Source organism: Dolichospermum sp. FACHB-1250 (assembly GCF_014696335.1).
Classification (GTDB): Bacteria; Cyanobacteriota; Cyanobacteriia; order Cyanobacteriales; family Nostocaceae; genus Dolichospermum; species Dolichospermum planctonicum.
Map to the genome: position 1 here is coordinate 84,271 of NZ_JACJPZ010000002.1, position 21,444 is coordinate 105,714.

Below are 21,444 nucleotides of genomic sequence, written 5' to 3' on the forward strand. Positions count from 1 at the left end.
GGGAACAGGTAACAGGTAACAGGTGACAGGTAACAGGTAACAGGTGCTACGCCACGGGGACAGGGAACAGGGAACTCTTAACTGGGAACTCTTAACTGGGAAGAGGTTTTGGGCAACTTTACTTTTCGTTACTTATGTCGTTTTTTTTCCGTTCACCTACTTATACCTACATTTCTGACTATAAAAAAATTTCTGGAAATATCTAATAATGCAAACAAATTGGCAAATAGGTTCTTTATTTGGCATTCCTTTGTTTTTAGACCCCTTATGGTTTCTAATTTTGGGGTTAACAACTCTCAATTTTGGTTTAACTTACCAACAATGGGGGACTGTCGCGGGTTGGGGTGCTGGTTTAATTATGGCACTGCTGTTATTTGTTTCCGTGTTGCTGCATGAATTAGGACATAGTTTGGTGGCACAATTCCAGGGAATTAAAGTTAATTCTATTACTTTATTTTTGTTTGGGGGAGTTGCGGCCATTGAGGAGGAATCGGAAACTCCAGGACTGGCTTTTCAGGTAGCGATCGCAGGTCCTGCGGTAAGTGTGATTCTATTTTTTCTACTGGGTCTAATAGCGACTGTAATTCCTGATAGTAACCTCCTGAATGAAATGACGGGAGATTTATCGAGAATTAACTTGGTTGTGGCTTTATTTAATTTAATTCCTGGTTTACCTTTGGATGGAGGACAGGTTTTAAAAGCTGCTTTATGGAAAATTACAGGAAACCGTTTTCAAGCAGTACATTGGGCTGCAAGGTCTGGACAAATTTTAGGTTACAGTGCGATCGCTTTAGGGTTTATTATTGATTTTTTGACTGGGGAATTTATCACGGGTTTATGGGTGGTTTTGATTGGCTGGTTTGCGGTTCGCAATGCTAACAGTTATGACCGTTTAACTACATTGCAGGAAACGCTACTAAATCTAGTAGCAGCTGATACTATGACTCGTAATTTTCGGGTTGTTGATGCTAATCAAACTTTGCGACAATTCGCTGATTTATATCTTTTAGAAACGACTGTACCTGAAGTTTATTTTGCTGCTGCTGATGGTCGTTATCGCGGTTTGGTGGGGATTAATGATTTGCGAACTACGGAAAGAAGTGAATGGGAAAATCAAACTTTACAAACTATTGTTCATCCATTAACAGCAATTCCAACTGTTGTGGAATCTACTTCTTTAGCGGAGGTAATTAATAAACTGGAAGCTGAACAGTTACCCCGAATTACCGTTCTTTCTCCTGCTGATACTGTTGCTGGAATTATTGATAGGGGGGACATTGTTCAAGCATTAGCACAAAGGTTAAATTTACCTATTACTTCATCGGAAATCAAAAGAATTAAGGAAGAGGGTAATTTTCCTCCCGGTTTACAATTAGGGATGATAGCGAAATCTGTGGAAAAATGAAATTGTCTGCATCAGGATAACCAGGATTTAAGGATTTTCAGGATGAAATATCAAAAATTAAACGCAGATCAACGCAAATAAACGCAGATAATTTTCTCTTTGTTCTCTTTGTTCTCTTTGTTCTCTTTGTTCTCTGTGTTCTCTGTGTTCTCTGTGGTTCGATAAAAAAAAGAAATTGTCTGCATCAGGATAACCAGGATTTAAGGATTTTTAGGATGAAATATCAAAAATTAAACGCAGATCAACGCAAATAAACGCAGATAATTTTGACATTTTCTCTGTGTTCTCTGTGGTTCGATAAAAAAAAGAAATTGTCTGCATCAGGATAACCAGGATTTGAGGATTTTCAGGATTTTTAGGATCAATTACATCCTGATTCTGACCAGAAAATGCTATGATTAAAATATAAATACTCCATGACTATATCAATATCAATTTTTACTATATCAATTTTTCAACTATGTCCAGACTCCTCGTTACTCAATACCAAGCGGAAGTAGAAAAAATCATTCAATATGGTGGTTCTCGCAAAGAAACATCCATTCGCGTCGCTTTCCAAAACCTCTTAAACGAATATTGTAAACCCCGTGATTTTCTCCTCATTCCCGAACTAGATTACAAACTACCAAACGGGAAAATTGTTTATCCCGACGGGACAATCAAAGATGCTTTGCGTTTAGATTGGGGTTACTGGGAAAGTAAAGACCAATACGACAAATTAGACGAGGAAATAGAAAAAAAATTAAATAAAGGTTATCCCGATAGTAATATACTATTTGAAGACTCTCAAACTGCGGTTTTAATTCAATCTGGACAAGAAACCCAGCGCGTGACTATGGGCGATGCTGACGCGGTAGATAGTATTATTAATAACTTTATTAATTATGTCCGTCCTGAAGTGCGGGACTTTCGGGAAGCAATAGATACATTTAGGCAGGATTTACCCATTATTTTAGATTCTCTCAGAAAGTTGATAAAATGTCAAGAGGGTAATAATATATTATTTGAAAACGCCAGAGATAAGTTTTTTAATATTTGTCAAAAGTCCATAAATCCTGAAATTACTTTGTTAGATATTCAGGAAATGATCATCCAACATATTTTAACAGAAGACATCTTTATCAATATATTTAGTGAGTCACAATTTCATCAAGAAAATAACGTTGCGCGGGAATTACAAGGGGTAATTTCCACCTTTTTTACTGGAAGTTTAAAGAGAAATACTTTAGGAAGTATTGAAAGATATTATGCAGTAATTAGACGCACTGCTGCGAATATTGTTAATCATCAAGAAAAACAGAAGTTTCTCAAAGCATTGTATGAGAACTTTTATAAAGCTTATAATCCCAAAGCTGCGGATAGGTTAGGAATTGTCTATACTCCGAATGAAATTGTCCGGTTTATGATAGAGAGTACAGATTTTTTAGTACATAAACATTTTGGAAAGTTGTTAGCAGATAAAGATGTGGAGATTTTAGATCCTGCGACGGGAACGGGGACTTTTATTACGGAGTTAATTGATTATTTACCAACCCATAGTTTACAGCACAAATATAAACATGAGATTCATTGTAATGAGGTGGCTATTTTACCTTATTATATTGCGAATTTGAATATTGAATTTACCTATAAGCAGAAAATGGGGGTGTATGAGGAGTTTGAAAATATTTGTTTTGTGGATACTTTGGATAATACCTCTTTTGAGGGTAAGCAATTGGATTTGTTTGCTATGACTGTGGAGAATACTGCGAGAATCAAAAGACAGAATGATAGAACTATTTCTGTGATTATTGGTAATCCTCCTTATAATGCAAATCAACAGAATGAAAATGATAATAACAAAAATCGTGCATACTCAGAAATAGATAAGTTAATTAAGGCTACTTATGTTAAGGAAAGTACAGCACAAAAAACTAAAGTTTATGATATGTATTCTCGTTTTTTTAGATGGGCTACTGATAGACTAGGAGATAATGGAATTATTGCTTTTATTACTAATTCATCTTTCATTAATGCAAAAGGCTTTGATGGGTTTAGAAAAAGTTTAATCAACGAATTTGATTATATTTATATAATAGACTTAGGTGGAGATATTAGAGAAGGTGATACAACAGGTAATGTTTTTAACATTATTACTGGCGTTGCTATTACCTTTATGATTAAAATAAAATCCAAAAATAAGCTACCTTGCAAAATTATGTATTGTAATACTGAAAATTTTAATTCAGCACAAGAAAAACTTGATTTTTTAGGAAAAACTAAATTTGATTGTTTTGCTTTTGAACATATTAAACCTGATCATCAAAATAACTGGATTGATTTAACTGATAATGATTTTGATGATCTAATTTCTATAGCTGATAAAAAGAATAAATCTATTTTTGAGGTATGTTCTAATGGAGTCGCTACTAATAGAGATGAATGGGTATATGATACTGATTTAGAGAATTTAGAAAATAAAAGTATATTCTTTATTGATGAATATAATTATGAGGTTCAAAGATGGATTCAATATAAAAAAGATAACAAATATCAAGATATAAAGCAAGAATCTAATCCTGTTTTAGATAAATTTCTTAGTGAAAGAAATTTAATTAAATGGAGTAAAATGATAAAAAGAGATAAATTAAGAAAAGAAAAAACAGATATTTTTAATCAAGAAGATTTAAGAGAATCCCATTATAGACCTTTCGTAAAGAGATATATCTATTTTAGTTATATTCCCATTGATATAAAAGGTTCACAGCATTTATTTTTCCCTAAAAAAAGTTCTAACAATCATGTTATTTGTTTTGCGAATAATGAACAGACTGATATTCTTGTTTTAGCTATTAATACTTTATGTGATTTGAATTTTTGTGCAAGAGGATCTAGTTGTTTTGCATTATATACTTACGACAAAGAAGGAAAACGCATTGATAACATAACCGACTGGGGACTAAAACAAATTCAAACCCATTACCAAGATGAAACAATTACCAAAATAGACATCTTTCATTATACCTACGCAGTCCTACATAACCCAGCTTATCGCACCAAATACGAACTCAACCTAAAACGGGAATTTCCCCGCTTACCCTATTATGAAAACTTCCGAAAATGGGTTAATTGGGGAAAACAACTCATGGAAATTCATATTAACTATGAAACAGTTACACCTTATAACCTAACCCGTCTTGATATTCCCTTAAAAGACACCCCTTCGACTTCGCTCAGGGAACGTCAGAAAACTATTAAAGTTAAATTGAAAGCAGACAAAACCAAAGATAGTATCATCTTAGATGATGTCACCACATTATCAAACATTCCTAAAATCGCGTGGGAATATATGTTAGGTAATCGTAGTGCTTTAGAATGGATATTAGATCAATATAAAGAGAAAAAACCAAAAGATCCCACCATTGCGGAAAAATTCAATACCTATCGTTTCGCAGATTATAAACAACAGGTAATAGATTTATTAATGAGAGTTTGTACCGTGAGTGTGGAAACGATGAAAATAATTAGAGAAATGTCTGAATCAGGATAACCAGGATTAAAAGATGTACAGGATGAAATATCAAAAATTAAACGCAGATGAACGCAAATAAACGCAGATAATAATGAATTGCCTTTTTCTTGGTCGGATTTGGAAAATTGAGGATATCCAAACTGTACCCTGTACCCTGTACCCTGTACCCTGTACCCTGTACCCTGTACCCTGTACCCTGTACCCTGTACCCTGTACCCTGTACCCTGTACCCTGTACCCTGTACCCTGTACCCTGTTACCTGTACCCTGTTACCTGTTACCTGTTACCTGTTACCTGTTCCCTTGTCATAACGACAATTTTTAATGCTAACCTACTTAATATTCATTAATATCTAATTCTCGGATCTACATAAGCATTGAGAATATCAATTAAAATACTCGCAGTGACAACAATTGCACCAAAAAATACTAACACACCTTGAACTGTGGGATAATCACGGTCAGAAATGGCTTGATATAAGCGATTTGCTAAACCTGGCCAGGAAAATGTGACTTCTGTTAAGATTGCTCCACCTAATAAAGAAGCAAATGTTAATCCTAGGACGGTTATTACGGGGATTAAGGCATTCTTTAAGGCGTGGGAGACTAAAATCTTATTTTCAGAGATTCCCCGCGCTCTAGCGGCTTCTACATAATCAGCCTTTAATGTTTGTTTTAAATTAACTCTGACAATGCGCTCAAAAATTCCACTGAGTAAAATTCCTAAAGTTAAACTTGGTAAGGCTAAATGATGTAAAGATATGAAAAATTGACTTAAATTCCCACTTAATAAACTATCAATTGTATATAAGCCAGTGATATTTGTGGGTGCGGGAAGGTTAGGGGGAAAGCGATTAGAATTGGGAAACCAACCGAGTTGAACTGAGAAAATTAATTGTAATAACATACCCGCCCAAAACATGGGTAGTGCATAAGTAATAATCCCAAATAAACGCCCGCTAACATCAAAAATAGTTCCCGGACGGGAAGCGGAAATAGTACCAACTAAAACGCCGACAATTAAGGCTACGGCCATACTAGCAAAGGCTAATTCTAGGGTGGCTGGGAAATATTGACCGATGATTTCGCCAACATTTTGGCCGCGACTGGTTAAGGAAGTTCCTAAATCAAAGTGAAGTAAGTTACCTAAATAATTGAGATATTGTAACCAAATTGGTAAGTCTAAACCAAGTTGTTTTCTTAGTTCTTCTTTCGCGCTTTCTGGCGCTCTTCCTCCTAAAATTGCATCAGCAGGATCTCCTGGTGTGGCTCTTAATAAAAGAAAGACAATGGTAATAATAGTTAATAGTTGCAATGGCGCAAATAGTAACCGAGAAACTATGTAATATTGTAATGCTTTGGAACGCGACATATTTATTAATTAAAAATTCATTAATTAAAATTTCAAAATTCATAAAAACCTCGTTCCTGGTCTCTGACAAGGAATGCAGTTTTGAGGCTCTGCATCATATTATACATATTACAGCAAGTTCAGCTTGAGTGAGATACACTTTATGCGGGCAAGACTTGTACTGAGTTTGGTCGAAGTATGCCCGCACCACAAGAGTTTTATCATTAATATCTGTACTTCATAATACTGGGAACTGCTGTATCATATAATTAACAAGAGACAGAGCTTTAAAATGGCTTTTAAATGGCTTTCCCAGCCGGAGTCGGGGAACGAGAACAACTACTTTTTAATTGTTTGATAAATCAGGTTTTGGGTGGGATCAAGTTTAACGTTATTTACGCCTTTTTGAGCAAATACATAATCTTTATTTTGCCATAAGGGTATATAAGGAAGATCAGTTAAAACTTGGGTTTGAATGTCAGTAAATATTTTTTTCCGGGCTTGGGGATTTTGTTCTTTGCGTTGTTGATCTATGAGTTTATTCATGGTTTCACTATAATAGAATGAACCCTGAGATTGACTACCACCGATTTCACAACCTTTAGTAACTGAACCTTTTTCACAGGCTAAAAATGGCTGTACATAGTTATCTGGATCTAAAAAGTCTGGATACCAATCAAGTAAAGCGACTGGATATGAACCTTTGGAAATTTCTTTAAAGAAGGTAGCGCCTTCTACATTTTGAATTTCTAATTGTAATATACCATCCATTTTAGTATCGGCCAGGGATTTTAGGGTTTGTGCAGTTAAACCGCGAGTGGGTGAACTTGCGGGATACCAAACTTGGACTTTAGCAGGATTTTCTTTGGAAAAACCCGCCGCAATTAAGGATTTTTTGGCTTGTTCAAAGTTACCATCACCATATTTGTCTTTAAATAATGGTTGGGAAACGTTGAAGGTTGTGGGAATCATGCTATAAAGGGGATCAGCTTGGGAAAATAATACCCGATTATTTAATAATGGTCGATCAATTAATGATGCGATCGCTTTTCTCACTTCTATTTTATCTAAAGGTTTTTGATTACGATTTAACACCATATAACTAACTACACTACCTTGAGCGGTAATTGCTTGCCAATCTCCTTTTTTAGCACTTGCTTCTAAGCTCTGAATTTGGTCTGGTTGTAAGGATAGGTAAGCCACGTCTACCGCACCAGTTTTAAAAGCATTAAATAGGTTAACTGGACTGGTTTGAATTTGGACATTTACACCTTTATTTTCGGGTTTTGTTCCCCAATATTTATCAAAGACATCAAATCTTAAAGAATCAGTTCCATAGTTAGCTAATTTATAAGCACCAGTCCCTACAAAGGTATTGGGTTGAAATTTCCCAGGCCCAATTTCATAGGATTTTGGTGAAACTGCACAAACTCCAGAAAATGCTAACAAGGAAGGAAAAGCTGCAAAGGGTTTTTTGAGTTTAATTGTTAATTCATATTCTCCTGTGGCTTTCACTGAAGCTATGGTATCAGATAATAAAAAGGACGGTTTACCTTTATTTTCAATGAAACGTTGAATACTAAACTCCATTGCTTTGGCATTGAATGGAGTATCATCATGAAATACTACCTCTTTGCGAATAGGAATAGTATAAGTTAAACCATCAGCGCTAACTTTAGGTAATGCTGTGGCTAATTCTGGTTTAATCTCTGTACTACCTGGTTCATACTTATATAAGCGATCGCTCATATTAAATATTAAACTCAAGGATGATAATTCATACGCATCAGCGGGATCAAGAGTTCTTGGTTTTGCCGTTGTTCCTATAGTGATCCGACCATCACCTACAGGAGTATTAACAATACTAGATGATGGTGTATTTATTTGTTGTTTAGGAGTACAACTAACAACCAAGAATAGACATAAACAGAATAAGGATAGGAATTTTGTCATCCTACCCCACCGTTGTATTAACAGAGAACACCAAGTTATCATGGTCAAAATCTTTTCAATTAGCAGTCAGTCATTGTACCATATAAAGTAATTTTGCCTTCTGCAATGAGAGAGAAAAATTCAAGGAGTACAAACAGCCAGATAATTTGTACCCAAGTCTGGACAAAACTAGCGTAAAGTCTATATATTGGGAGTAGTCCTAATTATAGACAAATTATGGAAGACTCTCATAAGATAATTTCTATAGGAGATGCCGCTAAAAAACTTGGCGTTTCAGTTAAAACAGTGCGAAGATGGGCTGACGCTGGCAAATTGAGATTTGAGCGTAGCCCAAGTGGACATAGACGTTTTTATTTAGCAGACATAACAAGAATTACACCAAGGGATTTTAATCAACTAGAAGACCGCATAACTATTAATTATGCACGAGTTTCTAGTAATGACCAGAAAGAAGATTTAACGAGACAAAGACAGGTACTAGAGGCTTTTAGCAGTGCTAACGGGTGGCAATTTGAAACCATATCTGATTTAGGATCGGGACTTAATTACAATAAAAAAGGACTTCAGAAACTACTAAAACGCATTATGCAAGGTGATGTTGGTCGGTTGGTATTGACTCACAAAGATAGATTGCTTAGATTCGGATCTGAGATTGTCTTTACAATGTGCGAAGAATTTGAAACTCAAGTTGTAATTATCAATAAATCAATCGAAGAGACTACTTGTGAGCAAGAATTGGTAACAGATATGATTGAACTAATTACTGTTTTTTCTGCAAGACTGTACGGTTCGCAAAGTGATAAGAACAAGAAACTACTGGACAAAGTTTCTCAAGCTGTCCAAGAATATAAGTAGGTGAACGGAAAAAAACCGACATAAGTAACGAAAAGTAAAGTTGTCCAAAACATCTTTCCAGTTAAGAGTTCCCTGTCCCCGTGGCGTAGCACCTGTCACCTGTTCCCTTGCCCCAACGACAATTTTTAACGCCCACCTACTTAATTCACATAGTTCAATTATGCAACGCCGGCAATAGTTACCAAAAGACGGTAAAATCCTAAATTGAAAGCCTATAGTGACAATTAATCAAGTTGCTCTTGAGCTTTTATATCTATTTTAAAGCCATTATATCCTGATGTCGGCTGTTGTGATTACTTTAGAAACTCAAGCAAACTCTTCTGATCACTTAATTATTCAGCCACCCCTAGCTGGCCTATCTCTCCAGGGAATTATCCGTGTACCTGGAGATAAATCTATTTCCCATCGAGCTTTAATGTTAGGTGCGATCGCTTACGGTGAAACTCAAATTCAAGGGCTACTTTTAGGGGAAGATCCCCGCAGTACAGCCGCCTGTTTTCGGGCTTTAGGTGCGGAAATTTCGGAATTAAATACAGAATTAGTCACAGTTAAAGGCATCGGTTTGGGCAATTTCCAAGAACCTATAGATGTCTTAGATGCTGGTAACTCTGGAACAACCATGAGGTTGATGTTGGGGTTATTAGCATCCCATCCAGGACGATTTTTTACAGTCACAGGCGACAGTTCTTTGCGATCGCGTCCCATGTCCCGTGTCGTCAAACCGCTACAACAAATGGGGGCGCAAATCTGGGGACGTAAAGGAAATACTTTAGCACCCCTAGCCATTCAAGGACAAGCCTTACAACCGATTCATTATCATTCTCCCATTGCTTCGGCTCAAGTGAAATCCTGTATCCTCCTGGCTGGTTTAAACACTGAGGGAAAAACCACTGTCACAGAGCCGGCTTTATCACGAGATCACAGTGAACGGATGTTAAGAGCTTATGGAGCGGAATTAAGTATAGATCCAGACAGCAATAGCGTTACTATCACTGGTGGAGCGAAACTTTATGGACAAAAGGTAATTGTACCTGGTGATATCAGTTCAGCGGCTTTTTGGTTAGTTGCGGGTGCGATAGTTCCTGGTTCAAATCTGGTAGTGGAAAATGTCGGTGTTAATCCCACCCGCACCGGTATTTTAGAAGCCTTGGAACTCATGGGAGCAGATATTCAACTAGAAAATCAGCGGGAAGTCGCAGGAGAACCGGTAGCTGATATCCGCGTCCGTTCCGGTGGTTTAAAAAGCTGTACCATTGCTGGTGATATTATTCCCAGATTAATTGATGAAATTCCGATTTTAGCAGTGGCAGCAGTTTTTGCCCAAGGCACAACAATTATTAGAGATGCGGAGGAGTTACGAGTTAAAGAGAGCGATCGCATTACCGTGATGGCACAACAACTCAATAAAATGGGTGCAAAAGTTACTGAGTTACCTGATGGTATGGAAATTATTGGTGGTACTCCCTTAATAGGTGCTGAAGTAGATAGTCATACAGATCATCGTATTGCCATGAGTTTGAGTATAGCTGCTCTCAATGCTACTGGTAAAACTACTATTTACCGCGCTGAAGCAGCGGCTATATCTTATCCCAATTTCACCAGCACACTTAGGGAAATTTGTCAATAATTTTTTAGGGACAGGGTAAAGGGTACAGGTAACAGGTTACAGGGAACAGGTAACAGGGAACAGGTTACAGGTTACAGGGAACAGGTAACAGGTAACAGGTAACAGGTAACAGGTAACAGGGAACAGGTAACAGGTAACAGGTAACAGGTAACAGGTAACAGGTAACAGGTAACAGGTAACAGGTAACAGGTAACAGGTAACAGGTAACAGGTAACTTTACTTTTCGTTACTTTTCGTTACTTATGTCGGTTTTTTTCCGTTCACTTACTTACAGCAAGTAGCTTTGAGTGAGGTACACCTTGTGCGGGCAAGATGCCCGCACCACAAGAGTTTTATTATTAATATCTGTACTTCATAATATCGGGAACTGCTGTAAATAACCAAATTGTTGATATCTGACGCACCTGACAACAGATTTTTTAGTGTCACAATTGCGTAATTCCTAATTATCCATTACCTAACTAACTGCATTGCTGAATTAAAAAATTGCCGACATAGGCCTTTAGTAATTAAAATGGTTGTGAATAAGTTTGTGACAGCTACCATAAAAATAATTAAAATTTCGTAGGATACAGCCTCTAGAGGTGTGACACCGGCTAATAATTGTCCGTTGGTGAAGGTTGGTATTGTCACCATACCAATTAACATCATTTGGTTTAAAGTCGGCATAAATGCGGCGCGAATAGCTTCTTTGCGGTAGGGTTTAATAGCCTGTTCGGGAGTTGCACCTAAGCTTAAATGGGTTTCTATTTCCGTAGGAAATTGATTGATGGTAGTAACCAAACGCTCCCCCGCTACTACGGCAGCATTCATAGCATTACCCAACAATATCCCAGCTAAAGGAATCAAATAGCGGGGTTCATACCATTTATCTGGTTGAATAATTAAAAAGTTAGTGTAAAGCAATGTTAACGCCGTACTCACAAAAATTGCTATCCCAACCAAAGGTAACACCTGGGGGATTTTTCGGCTGATGCGATTACGAGTAATAATTGCAGTAATGGTGAGAATTATTGCTAAAATCCCTACTACGGCCCAAACATTATTCAGGGCAAAAATAAAGTCAAAAATGTAACCCAGTACAAGGAGTTGGAGGATAGTTCTACCAGTAGCCACACTTAAATTTAATTCTAGCCCTAATTGTTCCCAGGCCGATATACCAATGGCAATGGCCATTAAGCCCATAGCTAAAGCCAAATCTACCATATCCAGTTTAATTAGCTCTGGCATAGTTTCTGTACCTCTTAACCAATGAAAACTTGACAAACTTATAGCTGTAACCAGTTCTGACGATTAAAAATCGCATACACAAACAAAGTCCGCAAATAAAATAAAAACTCATGATTAAAAGTGTAAATTCCATTCCCGCCTTTGATATTAAACAACAATATGCCACCATTAAAACTGAGGTAAGTGCTGCTGTCTTAGGGGTTCTGGCTTCTGGCCGTTATATTGGTGGTCCAGCGGTTACAGATTTTGAACAACAGTTTGCAGCTTATCATGGTGTCAGTGAATGCGTAGCTTGTAACTCTGGTACTGATGCTCTATTTTTAGCATTACGGGCTTTAGGCATTGGTGCAGGTGATGAAGTTATTACTACACCGTTTACTTTTTTTGCTACCACAGAAGTTATCAGTGCTGTAGGAGCAATACCAGTATTTGTAGATATTGATGCCACTACGTTTAATTTAGATGTAGAGAAACTAAAAGCAGCAATTACACCAAAAACTAAAGGGATTATACCAGTACATTTGTTTGGACTGCCTGTAGAAATGACAGGATTAATGGCAATTGCCCAATCCTATAATTTAGCAGTAATTGAAGATTGCGCTCAAGCTACTGGTGCAAGTTGGGAAAATCAAAAAGTTGGTAGTATTGGCCATATTGGTTGCTTCAGTTTCTACCCTACTAAAAATCTGGGCGGTTGTGGCGATGGTGGGGCAATAATCACAAATGATCCAGCGATCGCTACTCAATTACGAGTTTTGCGAGAACATGGTAGTAAAGTGAGATATATTCATGAAGAAATCGGTGTCAATAGTCGTTTAGATGCTATTCAAGCGGTAATTCTGCAAATCAAACTGCGCTATCTCGATATTTGGAATCACAGACGCAAGGAAATTGCTGATTATTATTATCAACACCTGAGTCTAGTTCCTGGTATCACAGCCCCCCAAGAATCTCCTGGAGGGGTTAGTGTCTGGAATCAATATACAATTCGGGTATCTGGAGTAGAACGCAATGGTGGAAGTGGTAAATATCGAGATTGGGTGAAAAATCAAATGCAGGAACAGGGTGTTAATTCTATGATTTACTATCCCTTACCCATACATTTGCAGCCAGTGTATAAAAATTTAGGTTATCAACCCGGACAATTGCCAGTATCAGAACAAGTTTGTCATGAAGTTTTATCTTTACCCATGTTCCCCGAATTAGACCAAGAACAACAAGATAAAGTCATTGATACCTTAAAATCTTGTTTGTCTTGAATTATCGGGGAACATGGGAGTAGGGGAGAAATTTCCTTATTCTCCTGACTCCTGACTCCTAGTTATTACGCAAATATTCGGGTATTGACAGTAGCTAAGGATTCTACTAAACTACGGACAGCGGCAATCATGGCTATTTCGCTATTGAGTTGGTTAATAGCCGAACCGACACCAACACCAGCTGCACCAGAAGCGATCGCCATTGGTGCGGTAACATTAGAAATACCCGAAGCACATAGTACAGGCACAGAAACCGCACGGGAAATTTCATAAGCTGCGGCCAAGGTGGGAGCAGCCTTTTCTATTAATCCCAAAGTACCGGGGTGAATAGGGTTACTGCTAGTACCTCCCTCAGTTTGAATGATATCAGCACCGGCTTTTACCAAATCTTCCGCTAGTTGTACTTGTTGATCTAGGGTAAGGATATGGGGAACGGTTACAGACAGGGTAATTTCAGGCAGCAAGGCACGGGTTTGGTAAGTTAGATCTAAAACTTCCTCTGATTCAAATTTGCGCCCTTGAGCGTAGAAAGAATCGAAATTACCAATTTCAATCAAATCAGCGCCAGCAGCCACAGCCGTTACAAATTTTTCCGGTTCAACAGCAGATACACAAATAGGTAATTTAGTCAAACTTTTAGCCAACTTTACCAAATCTACATCAGCAGCAATATCTACAAAAGTAGCACCACCCAAATCAGCGGCTTTAACAGTCGCAGCGACACTAGCAGCATTGAAGTTATTCAAACCGCTAATTACTTTTAGCACAGGATGGGCGAATGCACGTTGGAAATCAGGATACATAGTCATAATTTTTATGAGAGCAGTTTCTTTCAGTAGGAATATTTTTACATCAAATCTGGCCAGATTTGATTTTGAAAAAAAATTGATGGCGATTAATGTTGCATACTAGAGTATTTATGTTCACTTTATCACTTGCCAACTTTCTATCTATAGTTACTTCTCCCGCCTGTATAATTTTCCCTGGGAGTAATCTAATGCAGTCCATCCTAAGTTTTAGATCATAACTTATATCATAACCTGGTTTTTTCCATTGCTTCTAATTGCATTTTTTTGGGGTTAATAATTCTAATTTATCCTCTAAAATCGTCCCTTTTAGATTTGCTCCCTGAAAATTTGCTCCCCTAATAGTTGCACCTTGCAAATTTGCACCTGCTAAATTCGCACCTTTTAAATTAGCCCAACTTAAATCGGTTTCTGTTAAATTAGCCTCCGTTAAATTAGCTTTAGATAAAAATGCGTTTCCTAAATGAGCTTTAGTTAAATTAGCTTGATGTAGGTTAGCTTGATAAAGTTGAGCATTGATTAATTCTGCTTCATATAAATTAGCTTGACTTAAATTAGCCGTAATTAAATTAACTGCCATTAAATTAGCAAAACTGAGATGACTACGAATAAGTTTTGACCCTGATAAATCCGCATTTTTTAAATTAGCATTTTGAAAATTTGTACCAATTAAATTAGCATCATTAATCATAGCATTTTCTAGATTTGCTCCGCTTAAATCAGCACCAATTAAATTTACATAACTTAAATTTGCTGCGGTCAAAATTGCTCCACTCAAATTAGCAATACTCAAATTAGCTTGACTCAAATTAGCTGCAATTAATTTAGCTTCATAAAAAATAGCATTACTCAGATTTGCCTGACTAAAATTAGTTCGCACTAACAAAGCATGAGCTAAATTGACCTGATTGAAATTTACCCCTGCGAGATTTGCCCCTCGCAGGTTTTCTCCTAATAAATTTGCACCACTAAGATCAATTTCAACTTGAGGATGTTGATTTCTCCATTCTATCCAAATAACTGCCCCAGATCGTAATAAATTAAGATGTTGTTGATTCGCCATTTTTTCCTCCTTGCTCAAAAATTAACAAAAATTAAAGAGTTTCATACCTCATTTGTATGATCAGAAAAAATCTTTAACTTTTAATTTTTAACTTTTAACTGTTTATTCGTTCCGCTTACCTTGAGGATTTTCCCTACCAGGTGAATTTTCAATTGCTGCTAACGCTCCTGCTGCTCCTGCTAAAATATCCTGTTCCGTTCCCCCTAAATAAAGTCGGCCAAAACTACCCACAGCTTGAACTTCCAGAATATTAATTTGTGCTGCCTTTTCCGCTTCATTAGCTGCTAGTGCCGCATAAGCTGCTGGCTCAACTTCTAATACGTACAGAGTTTGTCCTGCTAATAACAGTTGTCCTCGACGAGTACGGTTAATCAATTGAGTTTGATACGCGTCAATATTGCGGATAATCTGACTAGAAACCACACGGGGTTTGAGACATTCCTGCTTTTTCACGCCCAAAAACGCCAAAATCGCATCCCCAGCGGCTCGTGTTTCCCCCTGAGAGCCAGAATGTACCTCTAAAAGTCCGTATAAACGTTCTACTACTTGCACTCCGGGACGGACAGAAGCAGATTTGAGGGCTACGTCCGTAATCTTATTGATTTCGATACCAGGGGAAATCTCAATCCATAAGGATGTATCCCCTGGTAATGGTAAGAAACCCTGGGCTACTGTTCCCATATATGCAGCGTGTTGAGGTTGCAGGTTGTCTAGAAATACGAAACTGCGTAGTTCTATGCCCAAAGTCTTAATTCTCCAGTCATGACGGTAAATGTCTTTTATTGCAACATAAAGAGTTTACCGTGAAAGTGGACTGATTGGGTAATTTCAGCCCCCAACTCCTTGCTTGATAACTCACAAGATGTCTAATAACTCAAGTTGCTAGTTATCTAGTTGAGACTGGTAATAGGTAATGGGTAATTGGTAATTGGTGATAAAATCCCTGTTTTCATCCTGTTTATCCTTTAATCTTGGACATTCTGAAATACTAGAAGTCGGGAATCTAGTTGACTGTAAACTTGATAACTTCCTTACCATCGCGGTTTTTAATTACTCGTGCCGGTACCCCCACCGCTACTGAGAATGGAGGAATATCTTTAGTAACAATAGCACCAGCACCAATAACACTACCTTTGCCGATAGTGACACCATCCAAGACCTTTACACCATCTCCTAACCAGCAATCATCCTCAATTACGATTCCCAGACGAGTAACACCTTGGCTTTTGATTGACTTACTTGGATCTGCAAAATTGTGATTATTAGCGTATATCCCAGTATGGGCTGCAATTAAACATTGCTTGCCAATTTTAATATTTCCAGGTCCAGCAATACAAACACCAGGTCCAATAAAAGTATCTTGACCGATTTCGATATAAGTATGATCAAGTGACCCTATGACAACATTATGCTCAACAATAACTCCATTTTCTAGATGAATTCTATTATTTTCGTGTCCTCTTCCATCTATACGAACTCCTTTAAAAATATAAACTCTATTACCGATTTCAATAGAATCAGTGCCAATAAATTCAATGCCATCTTGAAGATAAACTGAGCTACCTAGCCGATAAAAAATAAATTTATAAAGTAAATTACGTAACTTTACACCACCAAAAATTGTTGGTATATCGCCAATAAAAGTAGTTAGAAAAAGTTCTTGAAGCCGCTTAAACTTGGAAAATATTTGTACTTTGTTCATAACCTTATTGCTGCTAACTAATGTGATATTGGAGATGGGCAGAATTATGAAATGCCTAAAAAATCTCGCTACTATATAACCATATATATTTCTATATCTGCATTTTTATCAAACAGATTTATAGAAAAATAATATGACCAATATGAAAACCCAAGGCAATTTTCAATCTGATATTTACTAACTGGAAATTAGAGAAAATACTTTTTGATGTTTAGAACTGATATACTGAGATTTAATGCTTTAACATCACATCAAATTGCTAACTATTGCTGCACATAATTTAGCAGTTTAACAAGCTATTATAATTCAGATATTCAGTTACAAAATACCAAAATATTTATTTCAATCGAATTACATTTTTTTACGCAATTGCAAAATAGAGGTGAAATTTTATCACTACCATCAAAATGTAATTATTGAATTATTCATCAAATTTCCTGATAAGTACAATCACCTCAAATCAGGGGGGAGTATCTCCAACTTCTGCCATCACATTAAAATTAACCATCGGAGCAAATAAATAAATACTTCCCCGATTACTATAACGGCTTCTTTGCAGCCAATTTTTAGAATCTGCCGCTGTTGTAATCATAGTATGTCAAAAAATTTACTTATGCACTTTTAATTTTCGTATAAAACGCCTTTATAGTGACATAAATAATGTCCTTCTATTATCTTAAAAGACATTTATGAAATAAATATGAAGTAATAGTAAAGTTTAAGGATAAATTATGAAGATTTAAAAATCAACAGAGATTTATCATTAATACAAGTGTAGCGGGAATGCTCTCTAAAAATGTATTTATGATCACAATTTTAATTTCCCAAAATATACTTTTCATTACAGCTTTAAAAAAAAATAATAGGGAGAATGGGGGGCAGAAGAAATAATTGTTTATTTGCTGTTGTGAAATCATGGTAGCTATCTCAGAGAACATTCAGAACCGATTAACTATACAAACTGTAGAAATTGCTCCCAACACCACCGCAATTCGCTCTCTTGATTGGGATAGAGATCGTTTTGATATTGAATTTGGGTTACAAAATGGTACAACCTATAATTCATATTTAATTAGGGGTGAACAAACAGTTTTAATTGATACTTCTCATCAGAAGTTTCGTCAACTTTATTTAGACACTCTCAAAGGTTTAGTTAATCCTAAAAGTATTGATTATATCATTGTTAGTCATACTGAACCTGATCACAGTGGCTTAGTAGAAGATGTTTTACAATTAGCTCCCAGAGCAACTGTTTTAGCATCGAAAGTGGCTTTACAATTTCTAGAAGGTTTGGTACATGAACCTTTTTCTAAACGCATTGTTAAAAGTGGAGATCGAATCAAAATTGGTCAAGATCATGAAATAGAATTTGTTAGTGCGCCAAATTTACACTGGCCAGATACTATCTTTAGTTTTGATCGCAAAACTCAAATTCTCTACACCTGTGATGCTTTTGGGATGCACTTCTGTGATGATCGCACTTTCGACGAAGATTTAGAGGCAATTGAAGCTGATTTTCGCTTTTATTATGATTGTTTAATGGGTCCAAATGCTCGTTCTTTACTAAATGCTATGAAGAGAATGGGTGAACTTGGTAAAATTAAAATTATTGCCAATGGCCATGGTCCATTGCTTTATCATAATCTTGATATTCTGACTGAATTTTATCAGAATTGGAGTCAGAAACAAACGAAAACAGAAACTACTGTTGGTTTATTTTATGTTTCTGGTTATGGATATAGTGATCTTTTAGGACATAGTATTTCTGAGGGTTTACAAAAATCCGGTATCGGTGTGGAAATATTGGATCTTAGCACCGCAGAAAGCCAAGAAATTCAAGAGTTAGCAGGAAGATCATCCGGTTTAATTATTGGTATGCCTCCTACTAGTGCAATTAAAGCACAAGCCGCAATTAGTTCTTTATTAGCAGTTGCTAAAAATAAACAAGTAGTTGGTTTATTTGAATCTTATGGTGGAGATGATGAACCAATTGATACCCTGAGACGCAAATTTATTGACTTAGGTATTAAAGAAGCTTTCCCAGCTATTCGTATCAAAGAAACACCTAATGAATCTATCTATCAACTGTGCCAAGAAGCAGGAACTAGTTTAGGACAATTGTTAGTACGAGAACGCAATATTAAACAAATCAAAGCTCTTGACGTGAATATGGAAAAAGCGTTGGGAAGAATTAGCAATGGTTTATATATTGTCACTGCTAAAAAAGGTGATGTTAGTGGTGCAATGATTGCTTCTTGGGTAACACAAGCTAGTTTACAACCTTTAGGTTTTACTATTGCTGTTGCTAAAGATCGCGCTCTTGATAGTTTACTACAAATCAATGATCATTTTGTTCTTAATGTTCTTGAAGAAGGGAATTATCAAGACCTAAAAAAACATTTTCTTAAACGTTTACTTCCCGGTATTGATAGATTTACAGATGTAAAAATCCAAACTGCTAAAAACGGTTCACCTATTCTTAGCGACGCACTCGCATATATGGAATGTGAAGTTATTAATAGTATGGAATGTAGTGATCATTGGATTTTATATTGCATTGTTAATGATGGCAAAGTTTCTAAACCCGATGGTATTACAGCAGTTCGTCATCGCAAAGTAGGAAATTACTACTAATTACAATAAATAATGGATAATAAACAATAAATAAATTTTTATTATCCATTTTTAATTGCATTTAATCCATTACTTATTTTTAATTGGTAATAATCTATTATCAATTAAAAATTGTTCATTATCTAGATAATTATTTACTCGTTGCAGATAATTAATATGTCAATTCCAGATTCTTTTTCTAACGCTGTTGAATCAGCTAAAAATTGGGTTTCTCAAGTTTTTTCACCTCAACAGGTATCTATGAATGATTCCCGACCCAGAGATGTACAAATTTTACCTATTGGTACTAATACAAAAGTTCTAAGGGCGCGTAGTAAATCACGGCTCAGATTTGAAATTGAATATGCACTAGAACGCGGTACTACTTCTAACTGTTATTTAATAGAAGCAGATAAAACTGCTATTACAGACCCACCAGCAGAAGGATTTACAGAAATTTATTTAGAAGCGTTACAAAAAACAATTAATGTTCAGAAATTAGATTACATAATCTTAGGACATTTTAACCCTAATCGTGTTCCAACGTTAAAAGCAATTTTAGCAATTGCGCCACAAATTACTTTTGTTTGTTCTCTTCCTGCTGCTAATAATTTACGTGCGGCTTTCACTGACCAAGATATTAAAGTTTTAGTTATGCGAGGAAAAGAAACACTAGATTTAGGTAAAGATCATGTTTTAAAATTTTTACCTACTCCTAGTCCTCGTTGGCCAGAAGCACTTTGTACCTATGATCAAAAAACGCAAATTCTGTTTACAGATAAGTTATTTGGCGCTCATATTTGTGGTGAAGAAGTATTCGATGATCACTGGGAAAGTTTTAAAGAAGATCAACGCTATTACTTTAATTGTCTTATGGCTCCCCATGCGACATATATAGAATCAGCTTTGGAAAAAATTTCTGATTTACAAGTGAGAATGTATGCTGTAGGTCATGGACCTATAGTCCGTACTAGTTTAATTGAATTAACAAAATCTTATCATGAGTGGAGTCGCGCCCAAAAAGATAGAGAAATATCTGTAGCACTTCTTTATGCTTCTGCTTACGGTAATACTGCAACTTTAGCACAAGCAATGGCACTAGGATTAACAAAAGGTGGAGTTGCGGTTAAATCTGTTAATTGTGAATTTGCTTCTGCTGATGAAATTCGTACTACTGTAGAACAAGCAGATGGTTTTATTATTGGAACTCCCACTATTGGAGGACACGCACCTACACCTATTCATACTGCTTTAGGTATTGTTCTTTCTACGGGTGATAATAGTAAACCTGCGGGAGTATTTGGATCTTATGGTTGGAGTGGTGAAGCTTTAGATTTAGTAGAAGGTAAACTTAGAGACGCTGGATATCGTTTTGGTTTTGATACTTTGAAGGTAAAATTTAAACCTGATGAGGTTACTCTTAAATATTGTGAAGAAGTCGGTACAGATTTTGCTCAAAGCTTGCGAAAGGCCAAGAAAGTCCGTGTTCCCCAACAAGCAGCAACCCCTACGGAACAAGCCGTAGGTCGGATTATCGGTTCTGTATGCGTTATTACAGCTAAACAAGGGGATTTTTCTACGGGAATGATGGGGGCGTGGGTGTCTCAAGCTACGTTTAATCCACCAGGAATTACGGTAGCGATCGCCAAGGATAGAGCGATCGAATCTTTATTATATCCCGGTGGTAAATTCGCGCTGAATATCCTCCCTGAAGGTATTCACTTGGAATATATGAAACATTTCCGCAAAAATTTCCAACCCGGAGAAAACCGCTTTACTAACTTCCCTACAGCGGAAGCAGACAATGGTTGTACAGTATTAACCGATGCTTGTGCATATCTAGAGTGTTCAGTACAGCAGCGGCTAGAATGCGGTGATCATTGGGTAATATATGCAACTGTAGATAATGGTAAATTACTCAAACCTGATGCGATAACTGCTATTAACCACCGGAAAACAGGCTCATATTATTAATTAGGAGAAGAAGGAAAAAAGTGTTTTCTGGGTGGTTTTAGAAACCCTAATTCTTTGTCTTTAACTCTTGTGGGGTGGGCTTCTAGCCCGCCCAAA

General features: G+C 36.6%; 15 protein-coding genes. 7 read left to right on the plus strand and 8 right to left on the minus strand.

From position 1 onward, the window contains the following. The first annotated feature begins 208 nt into the window (after positions 1–208). Together H6F39_RS01145 and H6F39_RS01150 are read left to right on the plus strand one after the other, a co-directional pair. Entirely contained in the window at positions 209–1,405 is a 1,197-nt protein-coding gene (locus H6F39_RS01145) for a site-2 protease family protein (protein WP_190396056.1), read from the plus strand. 460 nt (positions 1,406–1,865) lie between these two features. After that, positions 1,866–4,934, plus strand: coding sequence for a type ISP restriction/modification enzyme (locus tag H6F39_RS01150; protein WP_190396057.1), 3,069 nt, complete (start codon positions 1,866–1,868; stop codon positions 4,932–4,934). A 327-nt stretch (positions 4,935–5,261) separates the two neighbouring features. Here H6F39_RS01150 and H6F39_RS01155 read toward each other — a convergent pair whose 3' ends face one another. Together H6F39_RS01155 and H6F39_RS01160 are read right to left on the minus strand one after the other, a co-directional pair. Continuing rightward, on the minus strand, positions 5,262–6,287 hold the full coding sequence (locus H6F39_RS01155) for an ABC transporter permease (protein WP_137906432.1): 1,026 nt from the start codon (positions 6,285–6,287) through the stop codon (positions 5,262–5,264). A 318-nt stretch (positions 6,288–6,605) separates the two neighbouring features. Beyond that, the gene (locus H6F39_RS01160) at positions 6,606–8,219 is read right to left on the minus strand and encodes an ABC transporter substrate-binding protein (RefSeq protein ID WP_190396058.1); all 1,614 of its coding nucleotides are present in this window, start codon (positions 8,217–8,219) and stop codon (positions 6,606–6,608) included. Positions 8,220–8,435: 216 nt separating this feature from the next. Between H6F39_RS01160 and H6F39_RS01165 the strand changes: the two genes are divergently transcribed. Continuing rightward, positions 8,436–9,074, plus strand: coding sequence for an IS607 family transposase (locus tag H6F39_RS01165; protein WP_137906434.1), 639 nt, complete (start codon positions 8,436–8,438; stop codon positions 9,072–9,074). A 277-nt stretch (positions 9,075–9,351) separates the two neighbouring features. After that, a complete protein-coding gene (gene aroA / locus H6F39_RS01170; protein ID WP_190371065.1) occupies positions 9,352–10,701 on the plus strand; it encodes a 3-phosphoshikimate 1-carboxyvinyltransferase in 1,350 nt (449 codons plus the stop codon). Positions 10,702–11,154: 453 nt separating this feature from the next. Here the strand turns inward: aroA and fetB are convergent, their stop codons facing one another. After that, entirely contained in the window at positions 11,155–11,931 is a 777-nt protein-coding gene (gene fetB / locus H6F39_RS01175) for an iron export ABC transporter permease subunit FetB (protein ID WP_190396067.1), read from the minus strand. A 110-nt stretch (positions 11,932–12,041) separates the two neighbouring features. On the opposite strand from fetB, the gene H6F39_RS01180 reads away from it, so the two are divergent. Next, on the plus strand, positions 12,042–13,190 hold the full coding sequence (locus H6F39_RS01180; protein WP_190371067.1) for a DegT/DnrJ/EryC1/StrS aminotransferase family protein: 1,149 nt from the start codon (positions 12,042–12,044) through the stop codon (positions 13,188–13,190). A 65-nt stretch (positions 13,191–13,255) separates the two neighbouring features. On the opposite strand, the gene H6F39_RS01185 is transcribed toward H6F39_RS01180, so the two are convergent. The 5 genes from H6F39_RS01185 to H6F39_RS20930 form a co-directional block, all read right to left on the minus strand. Further along, on the minus strand, positions 13,256–13,999 hold the full coding sequence (locus H6F39_RS01185; protein ID WP_137906438.1) for a DUF561 domain-containing protein: 744 nt from the start codon (positions 13,997–13,999) through the stop codon (positions 13,256–13,258). Between the two features lie 250 nt (positions 14,000–14,249). Continuing rightward, the gene (locus tag H6F39_RS01190; protein WP_137906439.1) at positions 14,250–15,059 is read right to left on the minus strand and encodes a pentapeptide repeat-containing protein; all 810 of its coding nucleotides are present in this window, start codon (positions 15,057–15,059) and stop codon (positions 14,250–14,252) included. Between the two features lie 102 nt (positions 15,060–15,161). Next, positions 15,162–15,803, minus strand: a complete 642-nt coding sequence (locus H6F39_RS01195) for a hypothetical protein (RefSeq protein ID WP_028083111.1) — start codon at positions 15,801–15,803, stop codon at positions 15,162–15,164. Between the two features lie 259 nt (positions 15,804–16,062). Beyond that, positions 16,063–16,761, minus strand: coding sequence for a DapH/DapD/GlmU-related protein (locus H6F39_RS01200; RefSeq protein ID WP_137906440.1), 699 nt, complete (start codon positions 16,759–16,761; stop codon positions 16,063–16,065). 460 nt (positions 16,762–17,221) lie between these two features. After that, a complete protein-coding gene (locus H6F39_RS20930) occupies positions 17,222–17,353 on the minus strand; it encodes a hypothetical protein (protein WP_255501491.1) in 132 nt (43 codons plus the stop codon). Between the two features lie 323 nt (positions 17,354–17,676). On the opposite strand from H6F39_RS20930, the gene H6F39_RS01205 reads away from it, so the two are divergent. Next, complete coding sequence (locus tag H6F39_RS01205) at positions 17,677–19,395, plus strand: diflavin flavoprotein (RefSeq protein ID WP_137906441.1); 1,719 nt, start codon at positions 17,677–17,679, stop codon at positions 19,393–19,395. A 240-nt stretch (positions 19,396–19,635) separates the two neighbouring features. Further along, positions 19,636–21,348, plus strand: coding sequence for a diflavin flavoprotein (locus H6F39_RS01210; RefSeq protein ID WP_137906534.1), 1,713 nt, complete (start codon positions 19,636–19,638; stop codon positions 21,346–21,348). The last annotated feature ends 96 nt before the right edge of the window (positions 21,349–21,444 follow it).